At 49.7% G+C, this 25,020-nt stretch carries 23 protein-coding genes; 12 read left to right on the top strand and 11 right to left on the bottom strand.

What is annotated here, in order from left to right; all coding sequences use genetic code 11:
• The first annotated feature begins 1 nt into the window (after nt 1).
• The gene (locus tag ACFQ0F_RS08480) at nt 2–1,423 is read left to right on the top strand and encodes a hypothetical protein (RefSeq protein WP_379071134.1); all 1,422 of its coding nucleotides are present in this window, start codon (nt 2–4) and stop codon (nt 1,421–1,423) included.
• Between the two features lie 5 nt (nt 1,424–1,428).
• Here the strand turns inward: ACFQ0F_RS08480 and ACFQ0F_RS08475 are convergent, their stop codons facing one another.
• A complete protein-coding gene (locus tag ACFQ0F_RS08475; protein WP_379071131.1) occupies nt 1,429–2,346 on the bottom strand; it encodes a mechanosensitive ion channel family protein in 918 nt (305 codons plus the stop codon).
• 103 nt (nt 2,347–2,449) lie between these two features.
• Here ACFQ0F_RS08475 and ACFQ0F_RS08470 point away from each other — a divergent pair, with 103 nt between their 5' ends.
• Nucleotides 2,450–3,322 (top strand): mechanosensitive ion channel family protein, encoded by an 873-nt coding sequence (locus ACFQ0F_RS08470; RefSeq protein WP_379071128.1) that lies wholly within the window; start codon nt 2,450–2,452, stop codon nt 3,320–3,322.
• Between the two features lies 1 nt (nt 3,323).
• Here ACFQ0F_RS08470 and ACFQ0F_RS08465 read toward each other — a convergent pair whose 3' ends face one another.
• From ACFQ0F_RS08465 to ACFQ0F_RS08425, 9 genes are all read right to left on the bottom strand, one after another.
• Nucleotides 3,324–4,364: a potassium channel family protein gene (locus ACFQ0F_RS08465; protein ID WP_379071125.1), complete on the bottom strand. Its 1,041-nt coding sequence runs from the start codon at nt 4,362–4,364 to the stop codon at nt 3,324–3,326.
• Entirely contained in the window at nt 4,361–5,257 is an 897-nt protein-coding gene (locus ACFQ0F_RS08460) for a mechanosensitive ion channel family protein (RefSeq protein ID WP_340676122.1), read from the bottom strand. The genes ACFQ0F_RS08465 and ACFQ0F_RS08460 overlap by 4 nt, the downstream gene beginning before the upstream one ends.
• A gap of 10 nt (nt 5,258–5,267) precedes the next feature.
• A complete protein-coding gene (locus tag ACFQ0F_RS08455) occupies nt 5,268–8,411 on the bottom strand; it encodes a hypothetical protein (RefSeq protein ID WP_379071122.1) in 3,144 nt (1,047 codons plus the stop codon).
• Nucleotides 8,412–8,590: 179 nt separating this feature from the next.
• Entirely contained in the window at nt 8,591–9,289 is a 699-nt protein-coding gene (locus tag ACFQ0F_RS08450; protein WP_379071119.1) for an anti-sigma factor, read from the bottom strand.
• Nucleotides 9,276–9,827: an RNA polymerase sigma factor gene (locus ACFQ0F_RS08445; RefSeq protein WP_340676125.1), complete on the bottom strand. Its 552-nt coding sequence runs from the start codon at nt 9,825–9,827 to the stop codon at nt 9,276–9,278. The genes ACFQ0F_RS08450 and ACFQ0F_RS08445 overlap by 14 nt, the downstream gene beginning before the upstream one ends.
• Nucleotides 9,828–9,829: 2 nt before the next feature.
• On the bottom strand, nt 9,830–10,972 hold the full coding sequence (locus ACFQ0F_RS08440) for a HupE/UreJ family protein (protein WP_340676126.1): 1,143 nt from the start codon (nt 10,970–10,972) through the stop codon (nt 9,830–9,832).
• Nucleotides 10,969–12,111, bottom strand: coding sequence for a hypothetical protein (locus tag ACFQ0F_RS08435; protein ID WP_379071115.1), 1,143 nt, complete (start codon nt 12,109–12,111; stop codon nt 10,969–10,971). The genes ACFQ0F_RS08440 and ACFQ0F_RS08435 overlap by 4 nt, the downstream gene beginning before the upstream one ends.
• 32 nt (nt 12,112–12,143) lie before the next feature.
• Nucleotides 12,144–12,359 (bottom strand): hypothetical protein, encoded by a 216-nt coding sequence (locus tag ACFQ0F_RS08430; RefSeq protein ID WP_340676128.1) that lies wholly within the window; start codon nt 12,357–12,359, stop codon nt 12,144–12,146.
• A gap of 21 nt (nt 12,360–12,380) precedes the next feature.
• Complete coding sequence (locus ACFQ0F_RS08425) at nt 12,381–13,823, bottom strand: DUF4331 domain-containing protein (RefSeq protein ID WP_379072157.1); 1,443 nt, start codon at nt 13,821–13,823, stop codon at nt 12,381–12,383.
• Nucleotides 13,824–14,472: 649 nt separating this feature from the next.
• On the opposite strand from ACFQ0F_RS08425, the gene ACFQ0F_RS08420 reads away from it, so the two are divergent.
• The 4 genes from ACFQ0F_RS08420 to ACFQ0F_RS08405 all read left to right on the top strand — a co-directional run bounded on the left by ACFQ0F_RS08420 (nt 14,473) and on the right by ACFQ0F_RS08405 (nt 19,708).
• Nucleotides 14,473–16,611, top strand: a complete 2,139-nt coding sequence (locus tag ACFQ0F_RS08420) for a TonB-dependent siderophore receptor (RefSeq protein WP_379071112.1) — start codon at nt 14,473–14,475, stop codon at nt 16,609–16,611.
• Between the two features lie 292 nt (nt 16,612–16,903).
• Nucleotides 16,904–18,604, top strand: coding sequence for a PepSY-associated TM helix domain-containing protein (locus tag ACFQ0F_RS08415; RefSeq protein ID WP_379071109.1), 1,701 nt, complete (start codon nt 16,904–16,906; stop codon nt 18,602–18,604).
• Nucleotides 18,594–18,905, top strand: coding sequence for a DUF3325 domain-containing protein (locus tag ACFQ0F_RS08410; protein WP_379071106.1), 312 nt, complete (start codon nt 18,594–18,596; stop codon nt 18,903–18,905). The genes ACFQ0F_RS08415 and ACFQ0F_RS08410 overlap by 11 nt, the downstream gene beginning before the upstream one ends.
• A gap of 386 nt (nt 18,906–19,291) precedes the next feature.
• Complete coding sequence (locus ACFQ0F_RS08405) at nt 19,292–19,708, top strand: hypothetical protein (protein ID WP_379071103.1); 417 nt, start codon at nt 19,292–19,294, stop codon at nt 19,706–19,708.
• Nucleotides 19,709–20,242: 534 nt separating this feature from the next.
• Here ACFQ0F_RS08405 and ACFQ0F_RS08400 read toward each other — a convergent pair.
• Nucleotides 20,243–20,956: a helix-turn-helix domain-containing protein gene (locus ACFQ0F_RS08400; protein WP_379071101.1), complete on the bottom strand. Its 714-nt coding sequence runs from the start codon at nt 20,954–20,956 to the stop codon at nt 20,243–20,245.
• Between the two features lie 121 nt (nt 20,957–21,077).
• On the opposite strand from ACFQ0F_RS08400, the gene ACFQ0F_RS08395 reads away from it, so the two are divergent.
• The 6 genes from ACFQ0F_RS08395 to ACFQ0F_RS08370 all read left to right on the top strand — a co-directional run bounded on the left by ACFQ0F_RS08395 (nt 21,078) and on the right by ACFQ0F_RS08370 (nt 25,019).
• Complete coding sequence (locus ACFQ0F_RS08395) at nt 21,078–21,278, top strand: hypothetical protein (protein WP_379071098.1); 201 nt, start codon at nt 21,078–21,080, stop codon at nt 21,276–21,278.
• A gap of 109 nt (nt 21,279–21,387) precedes the next feature.
• Complete coding sequence (locus ACFQ0F_RS08390; protein WP_379071095.1) at nt 21,388–22,692, top strand: protein rep; 1,305 nt, start codon at nt 21,388–21,390, stop codon at nt 22,690–22,692.
• Nucleotides 22,693–22,705: 13 nt separating this feature from the next.
• Nucleotides 22,706–23,062: a hypothetical protein gene (locus tag ACFQ0F_RS08385; protein ID WP_379071092.1), complete on the top strand. Its 357-nt coding sequence runs from the start codon at nt 22,706–22,708 to the stop codon at nt 23,060–23,062.
• Nucleotides 23,063–23,160: 98 nt separating this feature from the next.
• The gene (locus ACFQ0F_RS08380) at nt 23,161–23,337 is read left to right on the top strand and encodes a hypothetical protein (protein ID WP_379071090.1); all 177 of its coding nucleotides are present in this window, start codon (nt 23,161–23,163) and stop codon (nt 23,335–23,337) included.
• Between the two features lie 92 nt (nt 23,338–23,429).
• Entirely contained in the window at nt 23,430–23,654 is a 225-nt protein-coding gene (locus ACFQ0F_RS08375) for a hypothetical protein (RefSeq protein ID WP_379071087.1), read from the top strand.
• 114 nt (nt 23,655–23,768) lie between these two features.
• Nucleotides 23,769–25,019 (top strand): hypothetical protein, encoded by a 1,251-nt coding sequence (locus ACFQ0F_RS08370; RefSeq protein WP_379071084.1) that lies wholly within the window; start codon nt 23,769–23,771, stop codon nt 25,017–25,019.
• The last annotated feature ends 1 nt before the right edge of the window (nt 25,020 follow it).

The raw sequence follows: 25,020 nt of genomic DNA, 5'->3' as shown, positions 1-25,020 counted from the left end.
CATGCGCCGAAGCATTGCGCTTGCAGCGCTAGTGTGTGGGCTGATGCCATCATTGGCATTGGCCCATTCCTTTGGCCGCCAATACAACTTGCCAGTTCCGCTGTGGCTCTATCTTTATGGTGGCGCGGCGGCACTGGCGTTATCATTTTTTTTAGCCGCATTTATGATGCGCGGCGAACAACATGCTGTGGTAAAGCCACGGCGGCTACTTTATAAAAAATCCTCAAAAGCATACTTGGCGCGATCGCTTAGTGTGGGCTTTCTGCTGCTTACAATTGCCACGGGATTTTTGGGCAATCGCGACCCTTACGTTAACTTCAATATGACCTTTTTCTGGATCGTATTTTTGCTGGGCTTTACTTATCTCAGCACGTTAACTGGAAATTATTATCGCGATATAAATCCATTCACTAGCCTAGGTCTAGTCTTTAGCCGAGTTTTCCCGCGCTGGCGACGAGGCTATTTTCGTTACCCTTCATGGGCGAATTATTGGCCAGCTTTGATTGCCTATTTAGGCTTAATTTGGATAGAGCTATTTACTCATAACACGCCACTAAGCTTAGGTCAGACCTTAGGTGCTTACACACTGTATTGCCTGGTCGGCATGGCGCTATTTGGCGTGGCGAAATGGTCGCGCTATGGAGAGCTATTTAGTGTGATGTTTCGCCTGATGGCACTGATGTCACCGTTCCATCGTGGCCGACATACCGTGTCTTGGCAGGCGCCGCTCTCTGGCATGTTGCGCGAGCAGCCGCGACATTTAGCACTGCTGCTATTCGTATTATTTTTATTATCGTCGACGGCATTTGATGGCCTGCGTGCGACGAGCTGGTGGGTTGCTCTTTTTTGGCAAGATCGCACTGGCCTGCTTACCGAATGGTTAGGCAGTGCGCCAATCTACAATTTCTCTACCTTGAGGCCTTACTACATGGCTTATGAAAGCAGTGTGCTCCTGCTTTCACCCTTTGTTTATGGCGCGATTTATATGCTCTGCATGGCGTTGGCCAAACTGCTGACGGGTAGCCCATTGACGGTGATACAGCTCAGCTTGCGCTTTGCCTATAGCCTGCTGCCGATAGCCTTGGTCTATAACATCACGCATTACTACACGCTGATTTTCACGCAAGGCGTGAAGGTAGTGAGCATGTTGTCTGACCCCTTTGGCTGGGGCTGGAACCTATTTGGCACGGCAGGTTTGTGGCGCGCACCGATCATTCCCGATGTTGCCGTGGTCTGGCATACACAGGTCGGGCTGATCGTCTTGGGGCATGTCATCAGTGTTTATATTGGCCACCGTATCGCGCTGCGCACTTTCGCGACGGCGCGCCAAGCCACGCTGAGTCAGCTGCCACTATTGGTTTTAATGATGGCTTTTACCGCATCAGGCTTATGGATTTTGGCGCAGCCAATTGGTGCTCGATAACGTAGCTATGCTGCTGGCTCTGCGTCACTACTTTCGTTTGCGATACGCAGCACGCCGGAACGAATATGCAGGTCGCGTTGCGGAAATGGAATCTCGATATTACGGGCGCTCAGCTCGGTTTCTAATGCCCATAAATATAAGGCCTGAGTGCGAGCTGGCGTTTTGACTAGATCCTCATCTACCCAAATCACTAGCTCGAAGTTCAGGCTGCTGTCGCCAAATCCCACCAACCAAACATCGCTTTTATGTGTGGTATTACTCACCGTACCTTCAACTGAAGCCGCTGCGGCTAAGCCGGCTTCACGCACGAGTTCCTTGTCGCAACCATAGGCCGCGCCAAAGGGTACATGTATGCGGCGATTCTCATTATCGAAGGTCCAGTTTGTCACGCGGCCATTGATAAATTCGGAGTTGGGCACAATTACGTCAACTGAGTCATTGGTCGTGACGCGGGTATAGCGAATACTTATCTCACTAACGCGACCAACCACTCCCGATTGCAAGTCGACAAAATCACCGACCTTTAAGGTTTGCTCAAGTAGCAGCACGATGCCAGAAATAAAATTGCTGAAAATATTCTGTAAGCCGAAGCCAATACCGACACCGATGGCTCCGCCGACCAGCGCCAAGTGCGATAAATTGATGCCGAGATAGTCGATGCCCATAAAGGCAACAATGCCCCAGACTGTATAGCGCATGATGCGTGATAGAGCATAAATTCCGGATTTGCTGAGTGTAACGGTGCGGTCGGGCCGAGCTAGTCGTAATAGGCCACGGTCAATAATGGCTACAAGCACTCGAGCTAATACTAAAAAGCCGATGAGGGCGATAATGCGGCTTACGGTGATGTCGGTTTTCCCGACACTAAGTAGCGGGTGTGTGAGTAGCTGGGTTACTTGATCTAGCCATTGCAAGAAGTCCATGTGCTACCCAGAGTTGTGTTGACGCAATTGAGTGAATACTTGGATCATACAAGGCTGAGCTGTGGTGTAAACAAAAGTCATCATTAATGAATTAGAGGCTGGTATGGATGAGTTGAGCTCGCGTTTGCTGGCACGGTTACAAGATGCTTTTTCAATGGAAGAAATGGCGCAAACGGCCGTCAATGGCCTGATTAACATCGCCACTGCCTTGGCAGTATTCATGGCTTTTTATGTTATTTGGCGATTGCTCAGAGTGGCTCTAAATGTCGCATCTGCGCGCAGTGGTGTTGATGAGACCACTGTGTCATTTATGCAAACACTATTGAAATACGGTGTGTTGGCGGTTGGTTTTATTAGTGCGCTAGATACGGCTGGCGTACAGACTGGGGCAGTCATTGCCTCACTGGGCATTGCTGGCTTGACCATAGGTTTTGCGGCCAAAGATGCGTTGTCGAATTTGATCTCAGGCATTTTAATTTTTATTGATAGACCATTTGTGATTGGCGACTTAGTTGAAGTTGATGGTCAATACGGTCGTGTTGATCGCATCACGCTGCGGTCAACACGCATCATCACGCGCGATGGCAAAATGCTGGCGGTGCCAAATACCGAAGTAATTAATCAAACCGTAGCTAGCTACACCAACTTTCCTAATTTACGCATCGATATTGCGGTGACAGTGGGTGTGGAGGAGAGCTTGGGCCGTGTTCGTGAGCTGCTCTTAGGCATCCTTAAGGATAAGCCTGAATATATGAGCGAGCCTGCGCCGCGCGTGGTAGTTACAGCCTTGAATGACTATAACCTTGCCTTGGAGCTGCAGGCATGGATTATCAATGAGCGTGAGCATGTTGAGCTGCGTTTTGCCTTACGCGAGAGCGTTTTTGAAACATTGCGCGCAGCAGGAGTAGAGATGCCTCTTGAGACCTTGCAGCTAGTGGCTCCCAATACTGAGGAGCCAGTGCTGCGAGCATCATAGGCTAAGGTGTGTCTGTTGCTTGGCTGGACTCAATTTCTAGTAGTCGATCATTGGGCTGAGCACGTGAACGCTCGCCCTCCCAGAAACCGATGTGTTCGCCGCCGCGATTAATTCGCACAACTAAATTTGGTCCTAGCTCGCGCATAGTTTTGCCGATCTCCTCTGGCTCTACGGCACGCTCAATTAAGCGAACGCGGCCATCGGATTGCATGAGATCATTGATGTAGTCTGCGACATGAGTGGACTCAACAGAGTCCGCCATTAAGTAGCCGCCGACAATCGATGGCGCGATGATGGCGTCAGCACCGGCTTGGCGAATGAGCTTAATATTCTCCTCTTCACTGGCAGATGCGATAACGCGAACACTCGGGTTCAGGTGGCGAGAGGTCAATATCGTGAGCACGGCAGCATCATCGCGACCAAGGCAAATGAGCACTGCTTTAGCCTGCGCGATACCGGCATCGGTGAGTATATATTCGCTAGTGGCATCGCCTAAAAGGCCAATATAGCCATGTTCTGCTGCGGCTTTTAAGTTCTCAGCATGTTGGTCAATGATCAGCACTTGGCCGATAGGCGTGCCGCGCAATACTGCCTCGTGTGCGGCACTTCTGCCGCTATGACCATAACCACAAATGATCACATGGTCGCGTAGGGATTTTTGTAAACGAGTCATGCGACGTGTCTCCAGCCAGCGTTGTAGCACTAGCTCGTAAGCAGTGCCTAAGAAAATAAACCAAATGATTAAGCGCAGCGGTGTGACAAAAATAGTGTCGATTAGGCGAGCGCGATCACTGATCGGCACGATGTCGCCATAGCCCACGGTGGTGATGGTGACGGCGGTAAAATAAGCGACATCACCGAAGCTCATATGACCATCGTGCGTATCTTTTAAGCCATCACGATCAAGCCAGAAAATCAGTAAAACTAGCCCAATCAAAGCCAGGATAAGACCGATTCGTCGGAGCAAAACATGTTCTGGTGAGTGCTCAGATTTTATATAAATACGCTTTCGCGGCTTCTGTGTTCGAACCGGTGGAATCATGGTTGGCCGCCGTGCTCGCCAGGAACCATTGGGCTGATGTTCGTCGCCGTGCCGGGCTCGCTATTGAGTAGAGCCTCACTGGGCTCACGCGGGGCTAGCCGATATAAAATAGCAGGTCGTTGAATATTGGCTTCGGCAAAGCCGCGCACGATGCGCTCGGTCACATCGGACTCGAGCAGCTTTTCATTGCGCACATCCATGACATAGACCTTGGTGCGAACGCGCAGCGCGAAATATTGCTCATGTACCACTTCGTTAACCAACACTGCCCATGGTTTGTCGAGATAGGCATATGGGCTGCTAGTAATCGCATCACGCGCAATGCGTTTGGCGCTAGCAAGGTCTTGGTCGATGGCAATATAAAAGTCGAGCTGGATGAGCATATTGAGCTCGCCAGCATTGCCGCTGGAAACGCTGTCATTAAGAAACTTGTTATTGGGAATGGTGATGAGGTTGTCATCCAGCGTGACCAAGCGTACCGAGCGCAGGCCAATGGCAACAATTTCGCCATAATAGCCATCGAAGCTGACTCGATCGCCGACTTGAAATGGCTTATCGATGAGCAGAGTGATGCCGGCAATAATTGATGCCGCCAAGTCTTTAAAAGCAAAGCCAACCGTGACCGCAATGGTGCCGCCCAAGGCCAGCAGCATTTCATCCGAGAGCACAAAAATCACCGGCACAATGGCCGAGATAGTGCCGATATAAATAACGAAACGAAGGATGGTGGCGAGCTGATTAATCGCTAAGCGGCGGTCCACCATGCGGTCGCCAAGCTGATCGCTGGCTTTGCGCAAGAGCTGAACTGCGGCCCAAGCGAAGGCAATAATAATCAGCACCGTGGGGATGCTGCCAGGGCGAATAAATTGCAAAATTTGCGTGGTGTCATTCATTGCGTATGCCTCATACCACGAGTAATTTTTTACGCTGCAAAAAGCGCAGCACGGCACGGTTCCAATGCGATGACACGCGGTAGCGTTGGTCGTCGCAGGTGGTTAAAAAGCCGCGCTTATGTAGCAAGTACAAAGCACGCTCGCACTCATTTAAGGCAAAGCATAATGATTTTGCGGCCTCGGGGGCAGTGAGGTTTTCATGCTGCACCAAGCACGCCAAAACATAGTGCGTGCGCGTGGCGAAGTCCTCAAGTGCACTCATCGGAGGCATGGGGAAGAGATGCACTTCGACGCGCTTATCGCCGATCAGCTGTAACGACATACGGAAAAAGTGCAGGGCTAAGCGCGGATTGCCATCGGCATAATCCCAAACCAGCCGGTGATAACGATCGGCAACACGCTCCGCTTCTTCGTCGTTGATCAGTGGTGTTGGGTTTGGCGCTAAGGCATCGTTATTAAGCAGGCTGTCGTAGTCGGCAGTGAAGCCGGCGGATTCCATGCGTGCATCGATAAGTTCGCCAATACGTTGGTCAGACCATGGCGGTAGTGCCAAGTGCTGGTCGTAGACATCACGGTTGGGATGGATGCGCTGCAAATACTCAAACGGCCATGATGCGAAAGCAATGACCCAGAGCACACGCCCCACAGTGGCCTGAGCGATGTAGACAAAGGCATCGTAGCCAGCCAAGCCGCCGACTGTGCGCAACATTAGGTTTTGGCCTAAGTCGAGCAGCACAACTTGCGGGCGCTGCGCGTGCAGCTGAGCAATGATTTGATCTGGATCTGTCGAGTCTGCGATGCCGAGCGCGTGGCAGAGCAATAGGCAAACACCATCGGCCTGATAATTACGCTCTTCTAGGCTGTGATAAACACAGGTCATATCGTCCGGCAGGCTGCGTTTGAGCGCCATCAGCCAGCTAGTTTTGCCGGCGCCACGATCGCCCGTTAGCGCGATCAAGTCGCCACGGCCGCCATCATGGAGCGCGATAGCTTTCTCTAGGACAGTGTTGAGCTTAGGGAAGTTATCGATGCTGAGGTCGGCAGTAGCGGGCTCTTCGCTGAATGCCAGCATCAGTTCTTCCGGCAGTGGTGCGACCTCAAAAGCATCTGCTTGATTGCGCGATTTGCGCTCGAGTTGGCGGCGAAATAAGTAGGCTAAGGCCTTGCGTGTTTGTTCAAAGCCAAGCGCTAAATCGCTGACCCATGTCCATAAGCCACGCGCTGCAACGAAGATAAATGCCATGGCGGCAAGGGCTAAACCATAGCTATGATTTTGGCTTTTATGAACTAGCTCAGCTAAGCGACCATTTGGCGAATAGCTCAAATACGCTTGCGTGACTTCGCTACGCCAGGCGCGGATTAAGCGCCAAGCCACGATCAAACCACCAAGCGTCGCAACGTCCTCGGCAATGCCATAAAGCGCACCGCGACCGAGTAAGGCTTGCGCAAAAATTAGGTAAATGGTGACTACTAAGGCCCAGCGCGCGACCCAGCGTAATGAGCGCAAAATCTTGTGATTGAGCTCGTTGCTAACGGCTCGGTAGCGAGAAATGGCGGTGAGAAATACTCGGTGAATCAGCGCCAAAGCCAGTGCGTAAAAGCCATAGGCATAGGCTAGTTTGCGCAGCACAGCCACTTCAGCAATGATCAACTCCGACGCATAAAGCCAGTCGAAAATCAGATAGATGCTGAGCAGTAAGGTGAGTTCGCGGGCAACAGCGGTGAGGGTGATGGCGGCGCGATCGATATTGGCGCGTAAGGTCTTTGGCTGCACATGCGTGATGAGCCATTGCCGAGCGCGATTAATCCAGCCTCGGCAGCGGCGTCGCACCCATACGCTGAGCCCGATAAGCAGCAGTAGCTTTAGTAAATCAATGCCGAGTTTGCCGGCGGTAAACACATCTTGCAGCAGCGAGAATAGGCTCTGGGCGTCATGCGCTCGTTGCAGCGGATACCAGCTAGCCATGAGGCGAACGTGGGCGATTTCATCGAGCACCCGAGCCATGCCCTGGGTATTAAAGCCGGTTGCCTCTGAGCGCTTTTCGGGGCTGAGCTGGCCTAGTAAAGTCACGCGCTGGGCCTGCAAAGTTTGCAGGCCAGTCATCTTAGTATTGGCGTCTTGATAGCGCTCTTGCTGCTCGCGCTCTGTGAGCTGTGCGGTTTCTTGTGCTATGCGCTGGCGCAGCTGGATGATGCGTGCGACTAGCGCACCGTGAGCGGCAAAGCGGCTGTCGTTTAGCGATAGCGGCTCTTCTCGTAGGGGCAGCTGACTGGCGCTATTGAGTCTGTTTAGCGCTTGCGCCGCACCTTCGCGCAGGCTCTTTAAATCGCTACGAATGCTGCTGTAAAGTTCGTCGGCCTGCGCGCTTGGCAATGGTGTTTGCTGCGAGACAGCTGCGTAACGGGCAAATAATTCTCGGCGTTGATCGAGCTGGGTTTGATTAGATTCGGCCCATTGTTGGCGCAGCGCTGCAAGCTCGCTGAGTTGCGCTAATAGACGCGCCTCTTCAGTCGCCAATACGCGCTCGCCATCATTACGCGCGGCAGTAGCAGCGGCCAGCGCGTTATCGCGAGCAAGTTCAGTAGATGCTAAAGCCTTTGCCGAAGCCGCTTGTTCGGCCAGCAATGATTCTTGCGCGCGCTTTAAGCGGTCTTGCTCAATGAGCGCGACGCGTCGCTCCGCTGGCAGCTGCAGAAAGCTCAAGCGCAGGCGATCACGCTCACGTCGCAATAAAACAAAATGGTCTGCCTGAGCGACGGGAGCTTTAGATTGCACTTGCTCGGTGCCAGCCTTCTTGCTTGGTGCGGTGTCTTTTTTCTCCGCACTGCTATTTGTCGCTGGCGCTTCCTCTATCTCGACACTTAGCCGCTCTTGCAGCGATTGGATGCGCTGCGTCACGGCTTGCGCATCGCTTAAGTCAATTTCAAATAGCGCTGGCAGCGAGGCGTTTTGTGGCAGCTGACCGACTAGCAATGCCTGCAAATCGGCAATCTCGGCCTGTAAATGCGTCAGCGTGACTTCTTGTGCGCTAGGTACAGCAGCTTCGCGAGGGGGCGCATCTTTGCTGGCGGGCTCTACGCTCCAGGCCGTCGGTGCAGACAGCATGGCGGTGGCCAATAATATGGCGCGTAGCCAGTTCGGCTGATTAGTCAAAACGTACCCCAGGCGAATTTTTCTTAGTGCTTAGTATGCCCTGACAGCAGCCTTAGGTCATAGGGTGTTGATGGCTTCCTGCATAGCTAGGCCTTATGACCATATTAGCGTCGTAAATTGCTGAAGAAAAACCTAAAACCGTGTCTGAGATTAATTGACTACTACAGACTTACGGTGCTCTAACTTTTGGAGGCTTTACCGCTAAATATAACTGGGCCGCTGGGCAGAGCATTGAGTGAGCCACCAAGTGGTTCATCGCTAATAGCAAAAACCGTAACCCGACTTAGCTGATCGCGCTGAGTAACGCTGAGGTTTAGCGTGGAGCTTTGTTCAACCAAAGTAATTATCCCTAGCGAGTGCGGAGTACCTTCTGTATCGATAGCCCAGAGTTGCAGGCTTCGATTAGCAGGTTGTTGCCAAGCCACGTTGACTGAGACGCTGACTTGGCCGTCGCTACGCTGGCTAATTTGCCAGCGAGCGAGCTGATGTTCACTGCTCAGCGTTGCCAGTGTTTTCAGCTGCAAAGCCGGAGTTGAAATGGTCGTAGGAGCTGACGGTAACGCTAACCAGAGGCCAAGGCTTGCGGCCATAGCTAAGGTTGCACCAATCCAGCGTGCATTCGTTGAGCGGCGAGCAGGCAAAGGTACTGGCGCGGCAAAAAGTACCTGCTCAATACCATTCCACACTCCAGTCGGTACGGGCGTTTCCGGTAGCCAGTTTGCCATCGGCGCTAAGAGCTGCTCCCAACTTGCAACTTGGTCAATAAGCTTTGAGTCCGCGGCGCTCAATCGTTGCCAGCGTTTAGCTGCTGCTCCACGCAGTGTCCCTAAGGCAGCTTCGGCACTAAGGGCGTCAGTCATCTCATTAGATAGTTGCATGATGTAGGCACCTCCGTAAGTTTGCTAAGCCGCGGCGGACATGTGACTTCACCGAGCCCAGTGGGGCTGCGAGCTTTTCGGCCAGTTCGCGATGGCTTAGGCCATGAAAAAATGCCAGCGTAAGAGCGCGTTGCTGCTGGCTATCGAGGCCATCCATACAGCGTGCTAAGTCGGTAGCTTCATGTTGAGTTTGCAAGGCCTGTAATGGCGATGGTTGCTCAGAAACCAATTCTGGCCAGTCGACTAAGTCAACTTCTTCAATACGGCTTGTGCGTTGCCGTAAGCTATCTATGCATCGATTTCGGACAATGACATTTAGCCAGACTTGCACGCTGCCTTTACCTGCGTGATAGCTGCTAGCTGAGCGCCAAATATTGATAAAAGCTTCCTGCAGCACTTCCTGCGCTAAGTCGCGATTGCGCAAAACCGAAATGGCTAAAGTGAATAGCCTTGGTGACGTGCGTTGGTAAAGCGTCGCAAATGCTTGTTGGTCACCAGCACCCATGCGTGTGACCAAGTCGGCCAGTTCGTCGGCCATAATTACCCCGGAATAAGTTGCCATTCAAATACCCGTTGCAACAGCCAAATACTCGCCACCAGAGCGATGAGTAAGCTGCCAACAGGCAGTACAAATTTGCGATAAATGCGTGAAGATCTAGCCCACCAAAGTAGTGGAAATAACACTAAGACAATACTCAGTTGGCCTAGCTCAACACCGGTATTAAAGCCTGCTAGAGCTGAAAGGCGAGGGCCCGTGGTAAGCGGTAATCCTTGCAATACGCCAGCAAAACCAAAGCCATGAATCAGACCAAAGAGGCCGGCCAGCAGTGCGCGCGAGTGAATCAGGCGTGGCGATATTGTGTGCACGGCGGCGAGCACAATGGAGGCAGCAATAGCCGACTCTACCCATCGTGAAGGCAGCACAACCACTTGAAGTGCAGCAAGCGCCAAGGTGATCGAGTGTGCCACAGTAAAGGCGGTCACAACGCCAGCCGTATGCGTTATGGCTGAGCGAAATGAACGCGAGGGTAGCCACTGTTTATCTTGGCGCGCTAGACAGGCCGGTAGCAGCAAGCACAGTAAAAATAAAATATGGTCGTAGCCAGAGAGCAAATGATGAATGCCCTCATGCATAAAGCGCGTAAACGTTAACCACAGACTGGAGTCGGTAGCGATATCAACGGCACCTTGATCGGGGCGAAGCACGGCTGTGCTGTGCTGGTTTCCTGAGTGCAGGCTGAGCAGCCCTCGGTGTAGGCTATCGATGCCGTTTAGCAGGCGATAGTCGATATTCAGCGCATCACCATCTTGTGCACCGGGGCAAGTAACTAGCCAGTGCTGAGCGGCATACAGCCCATCGCTATGTTGCACTACGCCCAGCGGAGCCGACTGGCCCAGCCATTCGCAGGCGTGCTTGCCCAGCTTCAGTGTTAGTTGGCTTTGCAGCAGGCTTTCTATATCGGCACTGCGCGTGCGTACTTCGCCCCACGTTAGCTGATGATCATTATTGCTATCGAGCACGAGCAGCAAATCTAAGTCGCGCAGCGCCACATCCCATGTCACACCAAGTACAGGGCCGTCTTGCTCAATCGTTAAATAGCTATCGCCTGCTTTATGCGCCCAACTCAGCGAAGCCAGCAGTAAAAGGCAGATGCCCGCAAAAATCCGCAGACAATGACTCATTTATTTGAGCTCGGTAACGCGGCATTTCCAGCACTCAGCCAGCGCTGTACACGGACATCTTCAAACTTAGTGCTGGCTTGCCATTTGGCCAAGATAGCTAAGTCTTTTTTGGCAGATTGCGCTAAGGCGGCTCGAATATATATGCGGTAGTCAGCGGTTTCGCGCTGCACCGTCCAATTGCGCTGAGCAAGGCGTAAAGCAGTTGCGGGTTGCTGCATTACATCCAAATAAAATGTGGCTAGTTCGCGCTCATGGCCAGGCTCGCCTCGCGCTAGGAATGCCTGCCAGCGACCAAGCGCTTGCTGCTTATGCGCAGTTGCAGACTTGCTAAGGCCTAGCTGTTGTTCGGCTCGCGTGAGTAAGCTGAGTAGACCATCGTGGGCCGTCCACGGCGCAAGCAAGCTCAGGCTATCGCGTGCATGCCCTTGCCAAAATAACCAGTCGGCATAGGCAGCTACGGCCTCAGCTGATCCCGCAGCTGCCGCTTCTCGATAGTCGTCCTCGGCACTGTTATCGGATCCGAGTCTATCGGCCATGTCGGCCTGACTCAGGCGCCACCACGTGCGTTGATCCGAGGTTAGCCCTAGCTGCTTGGCGGGCAAGGCATTGAGCCTGGCCAGTGCTTCGCTTGCTTGTCCGGTCGCCCCTTGCACTTGCGCTTGGCAGATCAAGGAAAACGGCAACATCGCAAGGCCCGTGAGCTGATGACAGCGCTTTGTGGCATGAGCATAGCGGCCTTGAACTAGGGCAATCGATGCGCTCATTAATGCTGCTTCTGAATGCACGGCAGAAGGCGAGGCCAGTAGGGTATTGAGCACGCGCTCAGCAGCATCAAAATGATGATTTGCTTGCAGCAATCGTGCTTGAAGTAATTGGGTGCCAAGATCGGCAGGGTGTTTGGCTAGCAGCACACGCAGTTGCGCGTCGGCATAGCCTAAATATCGAGGGTCGCCTTGTTGTCTGGCGATAGTGAGTAAGCTTTGCACGCGTTCTAGTTGCGAGGCGAGTGAGCTTGTATTGGTAGTGGTGGTTGGTGCACTGATGCGTGGGCCAGATGGCAAAGATTCCAACACGATGCTGTCGTCGGAGGGTGTAATTACCTGGCGCATGGTGTCGGCCGCCCATAAGGGCGTCGACACTAGCGTACTCAGGGCAAGAAGTAGCCCAAGCCTCATAGAGGCTCCGGCTCCGTCGTTTCTGGCGTTGTAGCTATCAGGCGATCAAATAGCGCCTGCATGGGTTCCATCGCTTCGCTCATGTCATTAAGCAATGCGCGAACCTCAGCAACAAAACCATCGTTAGCTACGGCCTTATTGTTTTCGCCATCACAGGCAGCCAGCGCGAACGCGGCTACTGTGACTAAGGCGAGTGGGGTGAATTTGTTCATCGTCACTCTCCTGTTGGTGGCTTAGTTAGTGGATGTAGCGCCAGCTAATGGTGTTTTCAGGTATGGGAAGGTGCTGTTGAACTGGCTTGCTTGTTGGATTGCGCCATCAGTAAAGCCCAGCGTGCCTGCTTTAGCATCATCAGGAGAGCAAACGCCAAGACCTGCATGACAGAGCAAGCCCATAGCTACACGTAGCTCAATATCGACAACATCATCGCCAGGGCGACGGCCATTGGGGAAGCCGGCATTGTCGCCTGCTACAACACCTAGGCGATTTTGATTTGCTGCAGGTACTGGCGGCACATCAGACGTATTTAGGCGCAGCATTTCTGAACCTTTCACATTAGCCGGTTGGTTTAAGCCAGGAACGCCGGTTAAGAACGCTGTGACTAAATCGGTTCGCGGGAAGTTCGTGGGTGCTGGTGTTTGAAATAGCGCCTCAATCAAAAATGGTAGTGATGGATTGGTCACGTAGTCGGCAAACTGCGCATCATCTTTTGGCTGGCTGGCATTGAATTTATCTTTGTCTTTTAGACCAATAATAACTTCATTCACCAGCGGCATGCCGAGGCGTGAAACTTGTGCCCATGGGCCGCCTTCCTTGCTTGCGGAGCTATTGTTGCTGCCGGGTTTAGGGTTGATCAAACGCGCTTGGCGTACGCTAGCGGTAGTCCAGCCCCCAATAACCTTTTCATTGCCAGCGGTTAAGCAGCTACTGGGTATTTCCATGGCCAATGTGGTGACGTTTTTATCGGCGAGATCGTCGCGCTCAACACTTTCGCTGCCAACAGGGTTGGCAATATTGATCAAGTCAAAGGTCTCGCCCAAGTTCACCACAAAGGAATCTTTACGCTGACCGACGAATATTTTGCCCTGCGTGGAGCAGCCTGGAATGTCTACGTTGTAGATAAACTGGTTCGCATAGGAGGCATAGTTGGGAATGGATTTGTTGCCGATGTTATCGACTGGCTTAGTGAATGTGCTGCCGCCACCAGCAGCATTGGTCAGCAGTTGGCGCGAGCTGTTAGCGCCACGACGTGGGCCTTTTACCATGGTGACGGTGAATGATTCCGCTACATTAAGCGTCGGAACATTGCCTTGGGGTGGCAAGTTGACTAAAGGTATTGAAGTCATTTTGCCGCCTACGGGAACCTTTAGGTCTTTAAGCGTATTTTTGAAGCGAAACTGGAAAGTAATGTCTTCGACCGCATCGCCGTTATTGTCGAGATGAATTTCATAAAGCGCATTCGGGTCGAGAGAGAAGTAGTTTGGTCCGCCGTAGGCATCTTGTAGCGGTAGGTAGTTAGCAATCAGCGTTACAAAGTTCTGACGGTTAGCTTCATAGCTGCGGAACATATAAAAGTCAGTGCCATCGACTTTCGGTTGTGAGGTGATATACGGCGCTTCACGGTGACTTGAGGCGTATGCGGTAGTAGCAACGGTCGCGCTAGCCATCAGCATCATGCCGACTAAAGGCAACAGGCGCGGGCGTTGGGATTTGCGATTGATCATAGGGTAACTCCACGAATTCTAAGCGTTATGGTGGTGTTGCTAGACCTATACGCAGCGTGTGGAGGTTTGGATGCAGTTATTTTTAGCTTTTTGCTATGAGCGACTCGATTGGATAACCAAATGATCTTGGCGAGATAGGCGATTAAGATTTTTTGGCACTGGCTAAGCGTCATTTTGTAGTGGTCAACTAACTCCGGACGTTGCTTTAACTGTTCTTCCGAGAGCACTGGACCTTTAAGCTACGTGAAGACATGCCGTTAAGGTGCAAGTAATTGACTAGTATCATAAATTGGTGGGCCCGGTCGGACTTGAACCGACGACCAAAGGATTATGAGTTCCGTTATAAATCAATAAGTTAATGATAATTAAGCGAAAGTTAGCGTAACCTATTAATCGGTACAGTTGTTTGAAATCAGTGGTTTAGCATAGTTAAGCGAAATGTAGCCAAGCTGAGCACTGTACCTCTGCTGTACCTTTTCTATCGTAATAGTCAGATGCAACTCAGCATGATGGGCAAGGTGTTTTGCGGAGATTTTCCTTGCACCCGTAATGCTAAATGATAATAATTAGCATTACGAATTACAGATTGGTGTTAGTCGACATGTCTCAGGTAGCATTTCATCCAACGCGCATAGCTCTTGTTGTGGCGCTTACATGCGGTCAAATCTCGACTGCGGTAGCAGAAAGTTCCGCGGCGCCAGCTGCTCCTCTGGTAATGCCAGAGGTGGTCATCACAGACGCCATGGGCGTGCTTGATGATGGATTAATTACACAGTCCCGCGCCGCGTCGGTAGGTAAAAGCTCAGCAGCCATTCAAGACACACCATTCGCCATGAGCATCATTGATGTTGAGCAAATTCGCGAAACTGGTGCAAAAAACATTCAGGAAGCGCTCGTATACAGCTCCGGAGTTTATTCCGGTCGCTATGGCTTTGATACTCGAGGCGATTGGGCAGCAATTCGAGGTCTCTCACCATCAAACTATATTGATGGTCTGCGAAGTGGATTTGGTTCGTACAATAACGTCCGTCCAGAAATTTACAGCTTAGAGTCATTAGAGGTTCTTAAGGGGCCATCTTCGGCGTTATACGGACAAGCTGAGCTGGGCGGCATTGTGAATGTGGTGACCAAAAAGCCAAGCAGTACGGCATCTAAAGAAGTTGAAATGCAGTTGGGTAGTCATGGGCGCAAGCAGTTGGCTCTCGATTTGACGGGCCCTGTAAGTAAAGATCAAAAATTCTTGTACCGCTTAGTCGCCTTAAAGCGCGATAGCGATACGCAAGTAGATTACGTAAATGATGATGCCGAGCTTTTAGCGCCATCATTAACTTGGCGTCCAAATGAGAATGCAAGTATTACGGCGCAATACACGTATCAAAAAAACGACTCAAAAGTGTCTTCGCAATTCCTACCATCAAAGGGAACGATTGATCCTGCGCCATTAGGTCAAATTCCTTCTAGTCGTTTTATGGGTGAGCCAGATTGGGATCGTTACGATACGGATAAAAATGAATTTAGTTTGATTTGGGATCAGCGCATTTCTGACTCCTGGAAGGTGGTGAGCAATCTAAGGCAAACAAACTCATCAAGTGAGACTCGAGAGATATATGCGCAGGTTGGGCCAGTGCCTGATGACGCTGGAAATATAGGTCGAACAGTATATGCAGCGGATCGTGAGACCGATGTTTTTGCAGCGGATTTCAGGTTTGAAGGAAGCTTTAAGCTTGGAGCGACAAAGCACAATGTGGCTGTTGGCGTTGATCATCAGAATGCATTGTGGGAAGAGTTTAATTACACAAATACAAAGCCAACATTAGCGGCAAATGGAGTTGATGACTTCAATTTGTACAGCCCTGTTTATGGCTCGGCAGGCATGATGAACTATCTCTCTACGCTTACGACAGTAGATAGAAATGACAATAAAATTGTGCAAACTGGCGTGTATGTCATGGACCACATGGAGTGGGGCCCATGGGTTGTATCTGCTGCAGTGCGCAATGACCGAGCTCAAAATGAGTTATTGAAAGTGGTAGGTTCGAATGATGTGGTTAAAAACTCGGCTACCACAGGGCGCGCAGGCTTGATGTATCGTTTGGATAATGGAGTTTCGCCATACATTAGTTGGTCTTCAGCTTTCTCGCCAAACTTAGGCACCGATGGCACACCTGGTGCCGGCTTTCTTAAGCCAACAACTGGAGAGCAAACAGAGGCGGGGGTGAAGTATTTATCCCACTCAGGACGCACATCAGCGACATTGGCTTGGTTTGATATTGAGCAGCAGAATCGAGTTATCGATGGCGCAACACCTGGTGGTAGCGAACAAGTTGGTGCTGTCATTAAAGGTTGGGAGGCAGAGGTTCGTCAACGAGTAGGTCCGCTTGAGATAATGGCCAATTACACAGATTTCGATGCAAAAAACGAAGCAACTGGCCATCGACTGTCGGCTATTGCTGAGAAAACAGCATCTGCGTGGGGGCAGTATTATTTCGCATCTGGCCTGCGAGCCGGCTTAGGTGCTAGGTACATTGGCGATGTAGTTGGAAGTAATAGTGCGCCGCAAGTCCCTTCGGTCACTCTGTATGACGCAATGGTTGGCTATACGACGGGCCCGTGGGATGTGCGTCTAGATGCAAGAAATTTAGCTGATAAAACCTATGTTTCTTGGTGCCGTGGTGCAGGCATGGACTGTGGCTATGGGGAGCAATTAAGCGCCAATCTCACAACACGTTATCGCTTCTAAGATATGTGGCCAACTATCTCTCGCATTTTTGCCGCCCTAATCGGCGGCTATGCGTTTACATGGGGCATTGCCTCATTCGGCATTGCTGGTCTAGTGGCATCTGGCATCGATTTTCATGATGCAGAAGCCGCCATGTATATAGCTGCATTTTTAGTTTATCTAGGCGTATTTCTATGGGCGTTTTGTGTGCCCAGTCTAATTCGTTTGTGGGCGATACTTTTTGGTAGTGCAGCAATATTGATAGCGTCATCCTTGCTATTGCAGCGGTTTATTTTGTCTTGAGAGTTTCCCCATGTTGACTAATTTTCGGCAGACCATGGCATGGCTCCATACCTGGTTTGGTCTCGTGCTTGGCTTTATTCTAATGGTGTGCTTTTTCTTTGGCACGCTGTCAGTGTTCGACAGAGAGATTGATCGTTGGGCTATTCCTCAGACTCGGTTTGAGCCGCAGCCTATGCCATCTTTTGACAAGGTGTTGTTGCCAGTATTGCAGCAAATCCTGCCTGAGCAAGATGACTATGATGCGAAAGTCCAAAAGCTTCATGACTCATCCAAGGGTGACGTTCCGGCGCGAGCGACGCTGCTACAAGATAGATACTGGGCCTATACCACGCATCGCGACCCTGTTCTTGGGATGGGTGTCAGATTTAGCGTCCCTACTGCATATGATGCTATGGAGGCACGTAGGATTAATGGCGATGTAGTCTTGGACCCTCGCAGTGGCGAGATTATTTCAGACAGTGCATTACGTATTGGTAGTGGATGGTTTTATCCGATGCACTACAGTCTAAATTGGCCTTGGAAAAATATTGGCTATTGGATCGTTGGCTTAGCGGCTTTCACTATGTTGGTGGCATTAGTTACTGGTGTGATTTTGCACAGAAAGGTGTTTCGCGAGTTTTTCACTTTTCGCCCAGGTCGCCGAACGCAACGAAGTGCGCTTGACCTACATAACATGACCGGTGTGATGGCTCTGCCATTCCATTTTTTCTTTGCGTTTACTGGCTTGGTGATTTTTGCGGGAACTATCTTTTTGCCAGTTACGCATACATTGCTAAAGCCAATTCATGATGAGCAACATGTGCTTGAGGCGCAGCGCACGGGACTGCCTAGTGAACGATCCGGCACTGCAGCTGCACTGTCATCGGTAGATGCAATGGTCGTAGAAGCAAAGACACGATGGGCCGCACGAGGCATGCCTGGCGAGGTGGGATTTCTGCAAGTTAATTTCGTCGGTGATGAAAATAGCTATGTGAGTATTTATCGCGCAGGAAGTGATCGGGTAGCGTTGGTTGGGGAGGGGGTTTACTTCCAAGGGAGTACTGGCAAGGTGCTTTATGAGGATCCAGTGCGAAGTCCAGTTTCCGCCACTAATGAGTTTTTGACCGGTTTGCATTTACAACATTTTGAGCACTGGCTGTTGCGCTGGCTGTATGTTGTGGGGGGGGTACTGGGTAGTTTATGTATTGCCACCGGATTTATTTTCTTTGTTGAGAAGCGCAAAAATCAGCATGCAAAGATTGGTAGCTACGGCAGCTGTATCGTTGATTCCCTCGCGGTAACTATGATCACAGGGATGTGTATTGCAGCTGTTGGAATGCTGGTCACTAATAGGCTGCTTCCGGCTGAGTTAATCGCTAAAGGCGATTATGAGAAAGCTTCATTTTGGGGGCTATGGATGCTTGCTATGGTGCATGCATTTATTCGTAGTAGCCCAGTCGCGCAAGCTAAGCATAATCCTGCTTGGCAAGAACAGTGCTGGGTTATCGCAGCCTTAGCGATAGCGGCTGTTGGGCTCAATTGGATTACCACTGGCGACCATTTATTGAAAACGCTTGTGTGGGATCGTTACTGGCCAGTAGCTGGCGTGGACTTGTCTTTGATCACAGTAGCTTGCATTTCGGTTTGGGCTGCAAGGAAGCTCTCTCGAAAGGATTTAAGTGACTCAGCTAGCCTTGAGTCAGAAAGGCAAGGTGATCAAAATGTCGGATAGCCTTTGGTTGGTGATAGCGGCATTTATTAGCTTTATTGGTATGGCGTGGATTGCACTAAGCTTTTCTGCACATTGGCAGCAGATAATGCAGAGGCCCTCGCAGCAACATCGAGTTGCACGCCAGCTATTAAGGGCTCTGGGCTATTTATGCGTGTTGCTAGCATTATTAGCCTGTCTTATGGCCGATCATCCATCGATTGCGATCTTGGCTTGGCTAATGTTATCGACCGCCTCGGCATTTTTAGTTGCCAATATTATTGCTTGGCGCCCATCATTTTTGCGATTCGTATGGGTTCGATAATCTGGAGGCCAAAGGAGGTGCCGCGGCTCGGCACTGTACCTTTGCTGTACCGCTAGACCATGGGACTGCATGGGCTATATGCATAAGCAATTGATTTATAACATAAATTGGTGGGCCCGGTCGGACTTGAACCGACGACCAAAGGATTATGAGGGCGTTTACTTCCGCCTCTGGTTTGCCACGATTTCACACAATGCACCATATACGCGGCTTCTGGATTTTGCTGACCTTTGTTAGAGCACAATAAACCATAGTTCTGTTGACACTTTGTTGACATCAGAGCGGGTGCTGCTTGGCTAATGTTGAGGCGAAGTGTTTAATATGATCAAACAAGGTGACTTGAGCATGCTCAAGTTCTAGCTACGAAAGATCGACATGGATGACGTATGAAAATTTTAGCATTGTTTGTTTCAACAGTTTTGGCCACCACTAATGCTTTTGCGGCTACTTCACCATTGCTTGCTGGCATGACCGATGCGCGACTTATGGTTTACCCCTCCGAGTATAAAGATGCAGCGACCCGTGCATTTAGTAAGCGTTTAACTCTGAATGATGCATCGCCCAACGTAGTTTCGGTAAGTGTCAATGTGTACCAGGGAGGTATGATCAACGGGAACAGAATCAACTTTGGCAGTGTTCAGCTGGAGATTTATCGTCCCGGGACTGTGAGCATTAACGGCAAACCTGTTGTTGCTAAGGTTGGTGTATGGTCGGCTTCAGAGAATGTCTACTCAGACGATGGCTTTTCATTTGTTAATCCCTATAACTCAATTGAAAGTCTTGCATCTAAGGCATTTAGATAAAGTTAGGTTGCATCTAAGTTGCCTAAAAAAATGAGTTTGCTCAAAGTTAAGTAGGTGTCTTGCCTAGCTCATAGCTCAGAGACTCTCGGCATGATTTTTCAATTCAGATCGACTTGTGAGAATGCAAAATGATGAAGCGCCAGAGTAGGCCTAAAGCGGAAGGGCTTAAGCGTCCGCCAAGCTCTGATCTTAATGTGCTTATTAGCAAAATAACTAAGCAGAATTGTCATCCAGAAACTGATACTGGTGTGTCAGCTGGTCGAGAGAGGGTTGTTTTCCAGAAATAGCATCCTTTAAAACCCCAACCCTAAAATAGCTAAGTTATTGTTATGTATGGGTAATTTTTTTATCGGAAGCTTCGGCGTTGTGATTTTTAATGATGTTCGCCTTTTCTGACACCAAAAACGAACTTTAATGGCTTCTATAGGTCTTGCGCTGCATTGCAAGCCATTGATTTTTAAAAACTTTAAAAGTTGCGTCCTTTAAAACCCCACCCCCCCTCAGCTTCAACTTGTGCATGCCCAAGTTTTAGACCTACTTTGTCCAACGGTTAAGACTCGCTTTAGCTTCAAGAAACTCTTTGCCTTCTATTGCTGCCTCGTCGCATATTTGAGACTCCCAAATGACTCGACCGCTTTCGGCCTTATCAAGCTCTCCGATGATGCATTTCAGCTCAAAGCGTTCAATGCCAATGTCTTTTAGCCATGCAATAAATAGGCTTGTTTCCATCGATGGCTTCTCGCTTTTCAGCGAAATTGAACCGTAGTCAGCCCAAACTACATCTTCTGTTTCGCCATGCCGAGTCCTAACCGGTATTGCACAGGCAACATCTATAGCCTTTTTGTCAGTTATAAATATTGCCTTAGCTGATAGGGCTTTTATCTTCACTGCACATTCTTCAGGGCTTCTTGGGTCAAACCTATTAATGATCGTCATAGCGACTTGATCACTGGCCTTGGCATTTTCAGGCATCAGATGCCCTCCAATTTTTTGCACTTTCCCACTGATCAGCCACAGTGCATGTTCAGGAAATGCTTGTGCAATTTTGGTCAGCACTTCGCCGCCTGGCATAACACCTTTTTGTTCTAAAGCTTTAATGGTGTGGATGTTTACACCAGTGCTTTCAGCAAATTGTTCACGTGTCATTTTGACGCCCTCTCTAATGCTCCGAACTCTCTCTGGCAACGAGAAAAAGAGTTCCCTAGCAATTTTTTGAGTTTTTGAATCTTCCTCGTTGACAGGTGTCATGATATACCCTAGCCTCAACTAAGGGGTAAGTTATTACCCCTTGAGAGTGATTTTGGTGATAATTTTATATTCTACTGCTTTGTTATCACTGAGCAGTAAGAAAATTTCGGAGTGAGGCTAAATGAGCGAAAACGTTAACGTAAAGCTAATGGAACTACTTTCTTTTACACCGGTTCAAACGCTTGAGCGGTTTTCATTTTTTTCCGGCCTTCCTGAAGGGGTCGTTCGTGGCATGACCGAGCGTGGACAGCTACCGACGCGAAAAATTGGCAAGCGCCGATTGGTCAATCTCGTCAAGTTGGCTCAAGAGTGCTCTGAATAAAAAGAAAAGCCCCCACAGGGTGCAACCTGCGGGGGCTTAGTTTTGTCCACCAATCCGTCTAGAGAAGGGAGACACCACTATGGTACCTGTCTGTTTTGAACAGTCAAACATGACGCAATTATTGGATGCCGGAAGTACGCCCCGCAGCGTTAGCGAGGAGCGCACTACCGGCATCCAAGGTGGCCCTCTTGGTAACATGGCCATAACGACTTCACCCTACCCACAATTCAATAGCTTGAAGCTTCCCGAAAATTTCGGAATGGCAATTGATTTGAACACTGGTGAGTTTCTGAATCAGATTGGGCCTCATCAATATGAGGTTTCCGACATTGACCGAGCTACTAGCAAATACGCTCTTCGTTCAGCCGCACGTGAGCTGCTGAAGCCATATCGCAAAACAAGCAACGAAGGTAAATCCTTACCAGTTTATAAAACAGTTCGTTGTGGTCTTTATCTAGTCAGTAGAGGTTCCGGTGTTGGCGTTCTTCGTTCTACTGAATATGGAACCGCACATTTTTCAAACTTATGCACTTGCTCAAATGTTTGGCTATGCACAGTTTGTGCCTCCAAAATTTCAAACCGACGCCATGCTGAGTTGATTCAAGCTACACAGCGTAATAACGAAAGTGGCGGCGTAAACGGCTTACTTACTGTCACAGTTCCTCATGCTCGTGCTGATCGTTGCGCCGAGGTAATAGAGCGCGTTCAAAAGCTCTTTTCGACGCTGAATAGCGGTAAAGCAGCTGTTAATTTCAAAAACAGGAATTCAATCCTAGGCCAAGTTCGAGCACTTGAGTTCACTCATGGCTTCAATGGATGGCACCCCCATATTCACAGCCTTCTTTTTGCTGAACATCCAATGTGTTGGGAAGAAGCGGGCGATGAGCTATATCGGCGTTGGTCTTCATCAGCAAAAAAACACTACGGTTGGGAATTGCCGCGAATTTCTTTAGATCTTCGCGGTGGCGAAAGAGCAGCCTCATACGTATCGAAATGGGGAATAGAAGATGAGATCACCAAAGGCTTACAAAAAGAGGGCAAAAGCGGAAGCCGCAGCCCTTGGGGTCTACTTTCAGACTACGCGAACGGCAATACCCTTGCAGGAAAACACTGGCAAGAGTTCGCAACTTCAGTTTGTAAAAAAACCAATTCAGATCGAATTATTTCCAGTCGCCAATTGGTATGGAGTCGAGGCTTAAAAGGGATCTATGGCATTGGCGAAGCTACCGACGAAGAGATAGCAGCAAATCAAATTGAGCCGGCAATTCTGCTCGGCACCCTTACTTTTGATGAGTGGAAAAAAGTCATTGGTCAGCCTTTCGAGGCTCGTCCTGTGCTTTTGCAAATCGCCAGTATTGGCACTATCGAAGATGTAAAAACTTACGTTAATTCACTACCCCCTGTTTCTAAATAAAAGGAAATAAATCATGAGCTTTCTAAACTCAACCGTTTCAAAAAAATCGTACCTAATGAACATCTACCCAAGCAAAGGCGTAATTCAAAGCTCAGGCCAAGCCTATGACACAACGCACGTCTGGCTAATGGCACAGCAAAAAAATCCCAATGGTACTAGCGGTTTCACTGTTGAGATGTGTCGTTGGGGCACCTCTGAAAACGCTGCCAAATTTGATCATATTCGATTGGATCAAACCGGCCCTATTGAAGTCGAAATTGAGCTCCGCGAAGTCCACAAAGGCACTGGCGATAATGAGCGCAAAGAAATTGAGATCCTAAATATGCGTCTTGTTCAGCCAAGCGTAGTGGCAGAGAAAAAGGCTTCCTAATGAGCTATCAGCAAGTAGTAGTCGGCTGTCAGACGGGCACAAAGTGGACTGCACCTTTGTCCACTTCTACGCCTGATCCATGTCCATCTGGACAGAAAATGACTGCGATAACGCTTGTCTTACCAACTCAGTCAGAGCTCGATTTGTTGAGTTCTGGTGGATTTGATGCGGTTGAGGCCGGTGGCTATTTTTCGTTTGCTCTTGGAGCTGTAATTGCTTTTTGGCTGCTCGGTAAAAGCGTTGGCGCTATTACCAATTTTGTTAAAAAAGTTTAGCTGCCGTGCAAGGTGGCTACTCAAAAGAATCCCCTCTCTGGGGTAGGGCCGCAGACCCATTTCTGTAAAACCAATCCGTCTGGAGAAGAAAAATGGAAGTTAAAACCAAGTTCAGCCCGTTGACCAAAGTTGCTGCCGTTGCAACTGTTTATGCTTTAACCGCACCGGTTCATGCCGATGCTATTAGCGACCTTACCGACTCTGTTGATTTCGCTTCGGTGATCACAGGCGTTATGGCGATTGCTGCCTCTATCCTTGCCCTTTACCTGGCATTGAAGGGCGCGCAAATCATCTTGAAAAAAGTCAAAGGCGCCTAATGGAGAGGGCGGGGGAAACCCTGCCCTTTTTTATATGCAAGCATTCTGGAACATAGCTCTTTTTGCGCTAGGCATCGCGTGTGCTTGGTCACTTGTTATTGGTTGGGAGAAAACATGAAGCGCCATTTCATTCCATTTGCATTCCTTGCAATGTTTTTGCCCCAACTCTCCCAAGCTGCAAGTATTCCTACAACTGCATCTTCACGTGTAGGCGTTGTTATTGAAGGCGCAATTATTTCTAAAACTATCGCTCAAGGCGTAGCTAAGACTGACGCAAAAGTCCTTGCAACCAGTTCGGCAGTTGGCGCGCTTTCCTCTGTTTTAACCCCCGCTTGTTATACGGCAGGTTGGATAAGCATGGGATATTGCATGGTTCTTAATGCAGCTCTACCCATATTTGTTGCACTCGCTATTAACTCATCCACCCAAATCATGACTGCTGCCGAGGGTGTAAGCCTTCTTCGAAATCCGATTACTGCTACGTCAGGTTCTTCGCCTTCTACTTATCCCGAACTAATTGAGTCTATGGGCTATCAGGCTGAACGCAGTTACAGCTACACAGGCTCTAACAGTGTACCTATGAGGCAGCACTTCAAAACTACAGTTGGGGACAATGGATACAGCCCCATTACTGGTTGGAACGAAGTATATATTTATCAAGTTTCAAACTATCTTGGCACTGGCTTGGCAGTTTGGGTTCACTTGTATGAGATGAACTACCCAGTTGGCCCCATTTTATTTAATCCAACTTTGCCTCAAGAGGCTGTTAAAAACATACCTGAAGCCGATCTTCCTAAACTAGTTACTCCAGAAGTACTTGCAGATAGTGCAAATACATCATGGAGTAAAGCAGCTGAACAGCCGGACTACCAAGGTCAGCCTTACAATCCTGAAGATCCAATTACTCCTGCCGACATTCAGCGCGAATTGGCTAAGTTACCTGCTTCTGAACATCCAACTGTTGCTGATTACATTAGTCCTCAGCTGCCAGGAAATGTTGACCCTCTGACTCATGTGGCTTCTACAGATCCAAGCACTTCTACAGGTGGTGCTCAGACTATTAATGTGACAGTTGATCTTGGTGCTGATCCTGCTATAGCCGAACCCACTCTTGAGGAAGCCCCCACCGGTACTTCAATTGTTCAACCATTGCTTGATCAGCTTAATCCATTCCGCAATTTCAATTTGCCTGCCCACGCTAGTCAATGCCCTGTTGCGGTAATTGAGTTCTCCATGTTCTCACGTAGTTTTTCCGGTCAGATTGGCAGTCACTGTACCCTTTGGGAACAAAACGCTTCACTTCTTGCGGGTGTGATGACTGCATTTTGGTTGCTAAGTGCCACCTTCATTTTCTTGAGGGCTTAAC

This window comes from Paraperlucidibaca wandonensis, assembly GCF_042677145.1.
Classification (GTDB): domain Bacteria; phylum Pseudomonadota; class Gammaproteobacteria; order Pseudomonadales; family Moraxellaceae; genus Perlucidibaca; species Perlucidibaca wandonensis.
This window is presented reverse-complemented; position numbering and strand designations above follow the sequence as displayed.

What these genes read in the sequence shown, in the direction of transcription:
- ACFQ0F_RS08480 (WP_379071134.1), top strand. Translation starts at nt 2, where the DNA reads ATGCGCCGAAGCATTGCGCTTGCAGCGCTAGTGTGTGGGCTGATGCCA.
- ACFQ0F_RS08475 (WP_379071131.1), bottom strand. Translation starts at nt 2,346, where the DNA reads ATGGACTTCTTGCAATGGCTAGATCAAGTAACCCAGCTACTCACACAC.
- ACFQ0F_RS08470 (WP_379071128.1), top strand. Translation starts at nt 2,450, where the DNA reads ATGGATGAGTTGAGCTCGCGTTTGCTGGCACGGTTACAAGATGCTTTT.
- ACFQ0F_RS08465 (WP_379071125.1), bottom strand. Translation starts at nt 4,364, where the DNA reads ATGATTCCACCGGTTCGAACACAGAAGCCGCGAAAGCGTATTTATATA.
- ACFQ0F_RS08460 (WP_340676122.1), bottom strand. Translation starts at nt 5,257, where the DNA reads ATGAATGACACCACGCAAATTTTGCAATTTATTCGCCCTGGCAGCATC.
- ACFQ0F_RS08450 (WP_379071119.1), bottom strand. Translation starts at nt 9,289, where the DNA reads ATGCAACTATCTAATGAGATGACTGACGCCCTTAGTGCCGAAGCTGCC.
- ACFQ0F_RS08445 (WP_340676125.1), bottom strand. Translation starts at nt 9,827, where the DNA reads ATGGCCGACGAACTGGCCGACTTGGTCACACGCATGGGTGCTGGTGAC.
- ACFQ0F_RS08440 (WP_340676126.1), bottom strand. Translation starts at nt 10,972, where the DNA reads ATGAGTCATTGTCTGCGGATTTTTGCGGGCATCTGCCTTTTACTGCTG.
- ACFQ0F_RS08430 (WP_340676128.1), bottom strand. Translation starts at nt 12,359, where the DNA reads ATGAACAAATTCACCCCACTCGCCTTAGTCACAGTAGCCGCGTTCGCG.
- ACFQ0F_RS08425 (WP_379072157.1), bottom strand. Translation starts at nt 13,823, where the DNA reads ATGATGCTGATGGCTAGCGCGACCGTTGCTACTACCGCATACGCCTCA.
- ACFQ0F_RS08420 (WP_379071112.1), top strand. Translation starts at nt 14,473, where the DNA reads ATGTCTCAGGTAGCATTTCATCCAACGCGCATAGCTCTTGTTGTGGCG.
- ACFQ0F_RS08415 (WP_379071109.1), top strand. Translation starts at nt 16,904, where the DNA reads ATGTTGACTAATTTTCGGCAGACCATGGCATGGCTCCATACCTGGTTT.
- ACFQ0F_RS08410 (WP_379071106.1), top strand. Translation starts at nt 18,594, where the DNA reads ATGTCGGATAGCCTTTGGTTGGTGATAGCGGCATTTATTAGCTTTATT.
- ACFQ0F_RS08405 (WP_379071103.1), top strand. Translation starts at nt 19,292, where the DNA reads ATGAAAATTTTAGCATTGTTTGTTTCAACAGTTTTGGCCACCACTAAT.
- ACFQ0F_RS08400 (WP_379071101.1), bottom strand. Translation starts at nt 20,956, where the DNA reads ATGACACCTGTCAACGAGGAAGATTCAAAAACTCAAAAAATTGCTAGG.
- ACFQ0F_RS08395 (WP_379071098.1), top strand. Translation starts at nt 21,078, where the DNA reads ATGAGCGAAAACGTTAACGTAAAGCTAATGGAACTACTTTCTTTTACA.
- ACFQ0F_RS08390 (WP_379071095.1), top strand. Translation starts at nt 21,388, where the DNA reads ATGACGCAATTATTGGATGCCGGAAGTACGCCCCGCAGCGTTAGCGAG.
- ACFQ0F_RS08385 (WP_379071092.1), top strand. Translation starts at nt 22,706, where the DNA reads ATGAGCTTTCTAAACTCAACCGTTTCAAAAAAATCGTACCTAATGAAC.
- ACFQ0F_RS08380 (WP_379071090.1), top strand. Translation starts at nt 23,161, where the DNA reads ATGACTGCGATAACGCTTGTCTTACCAACTCAGTCAGAGCTCGATTTG.
- ACFQ0F_RS08375 (WP_379071087.1), top strand. Translation starts at nt 23,430, where the DNA reads ATGGAAGTTAAAACCAAGTTCAGCCCGTTGACCAAAGTTGCTGCCGTT.
- ACFQ0F_RS08370 (WP_379071084.1), top strand. Translation starts at nt 23,769, where the DNA reads ATGAAGCGCCATTTCATTCCATTTGCATTCCTTGCAATGTTTTTGCCC.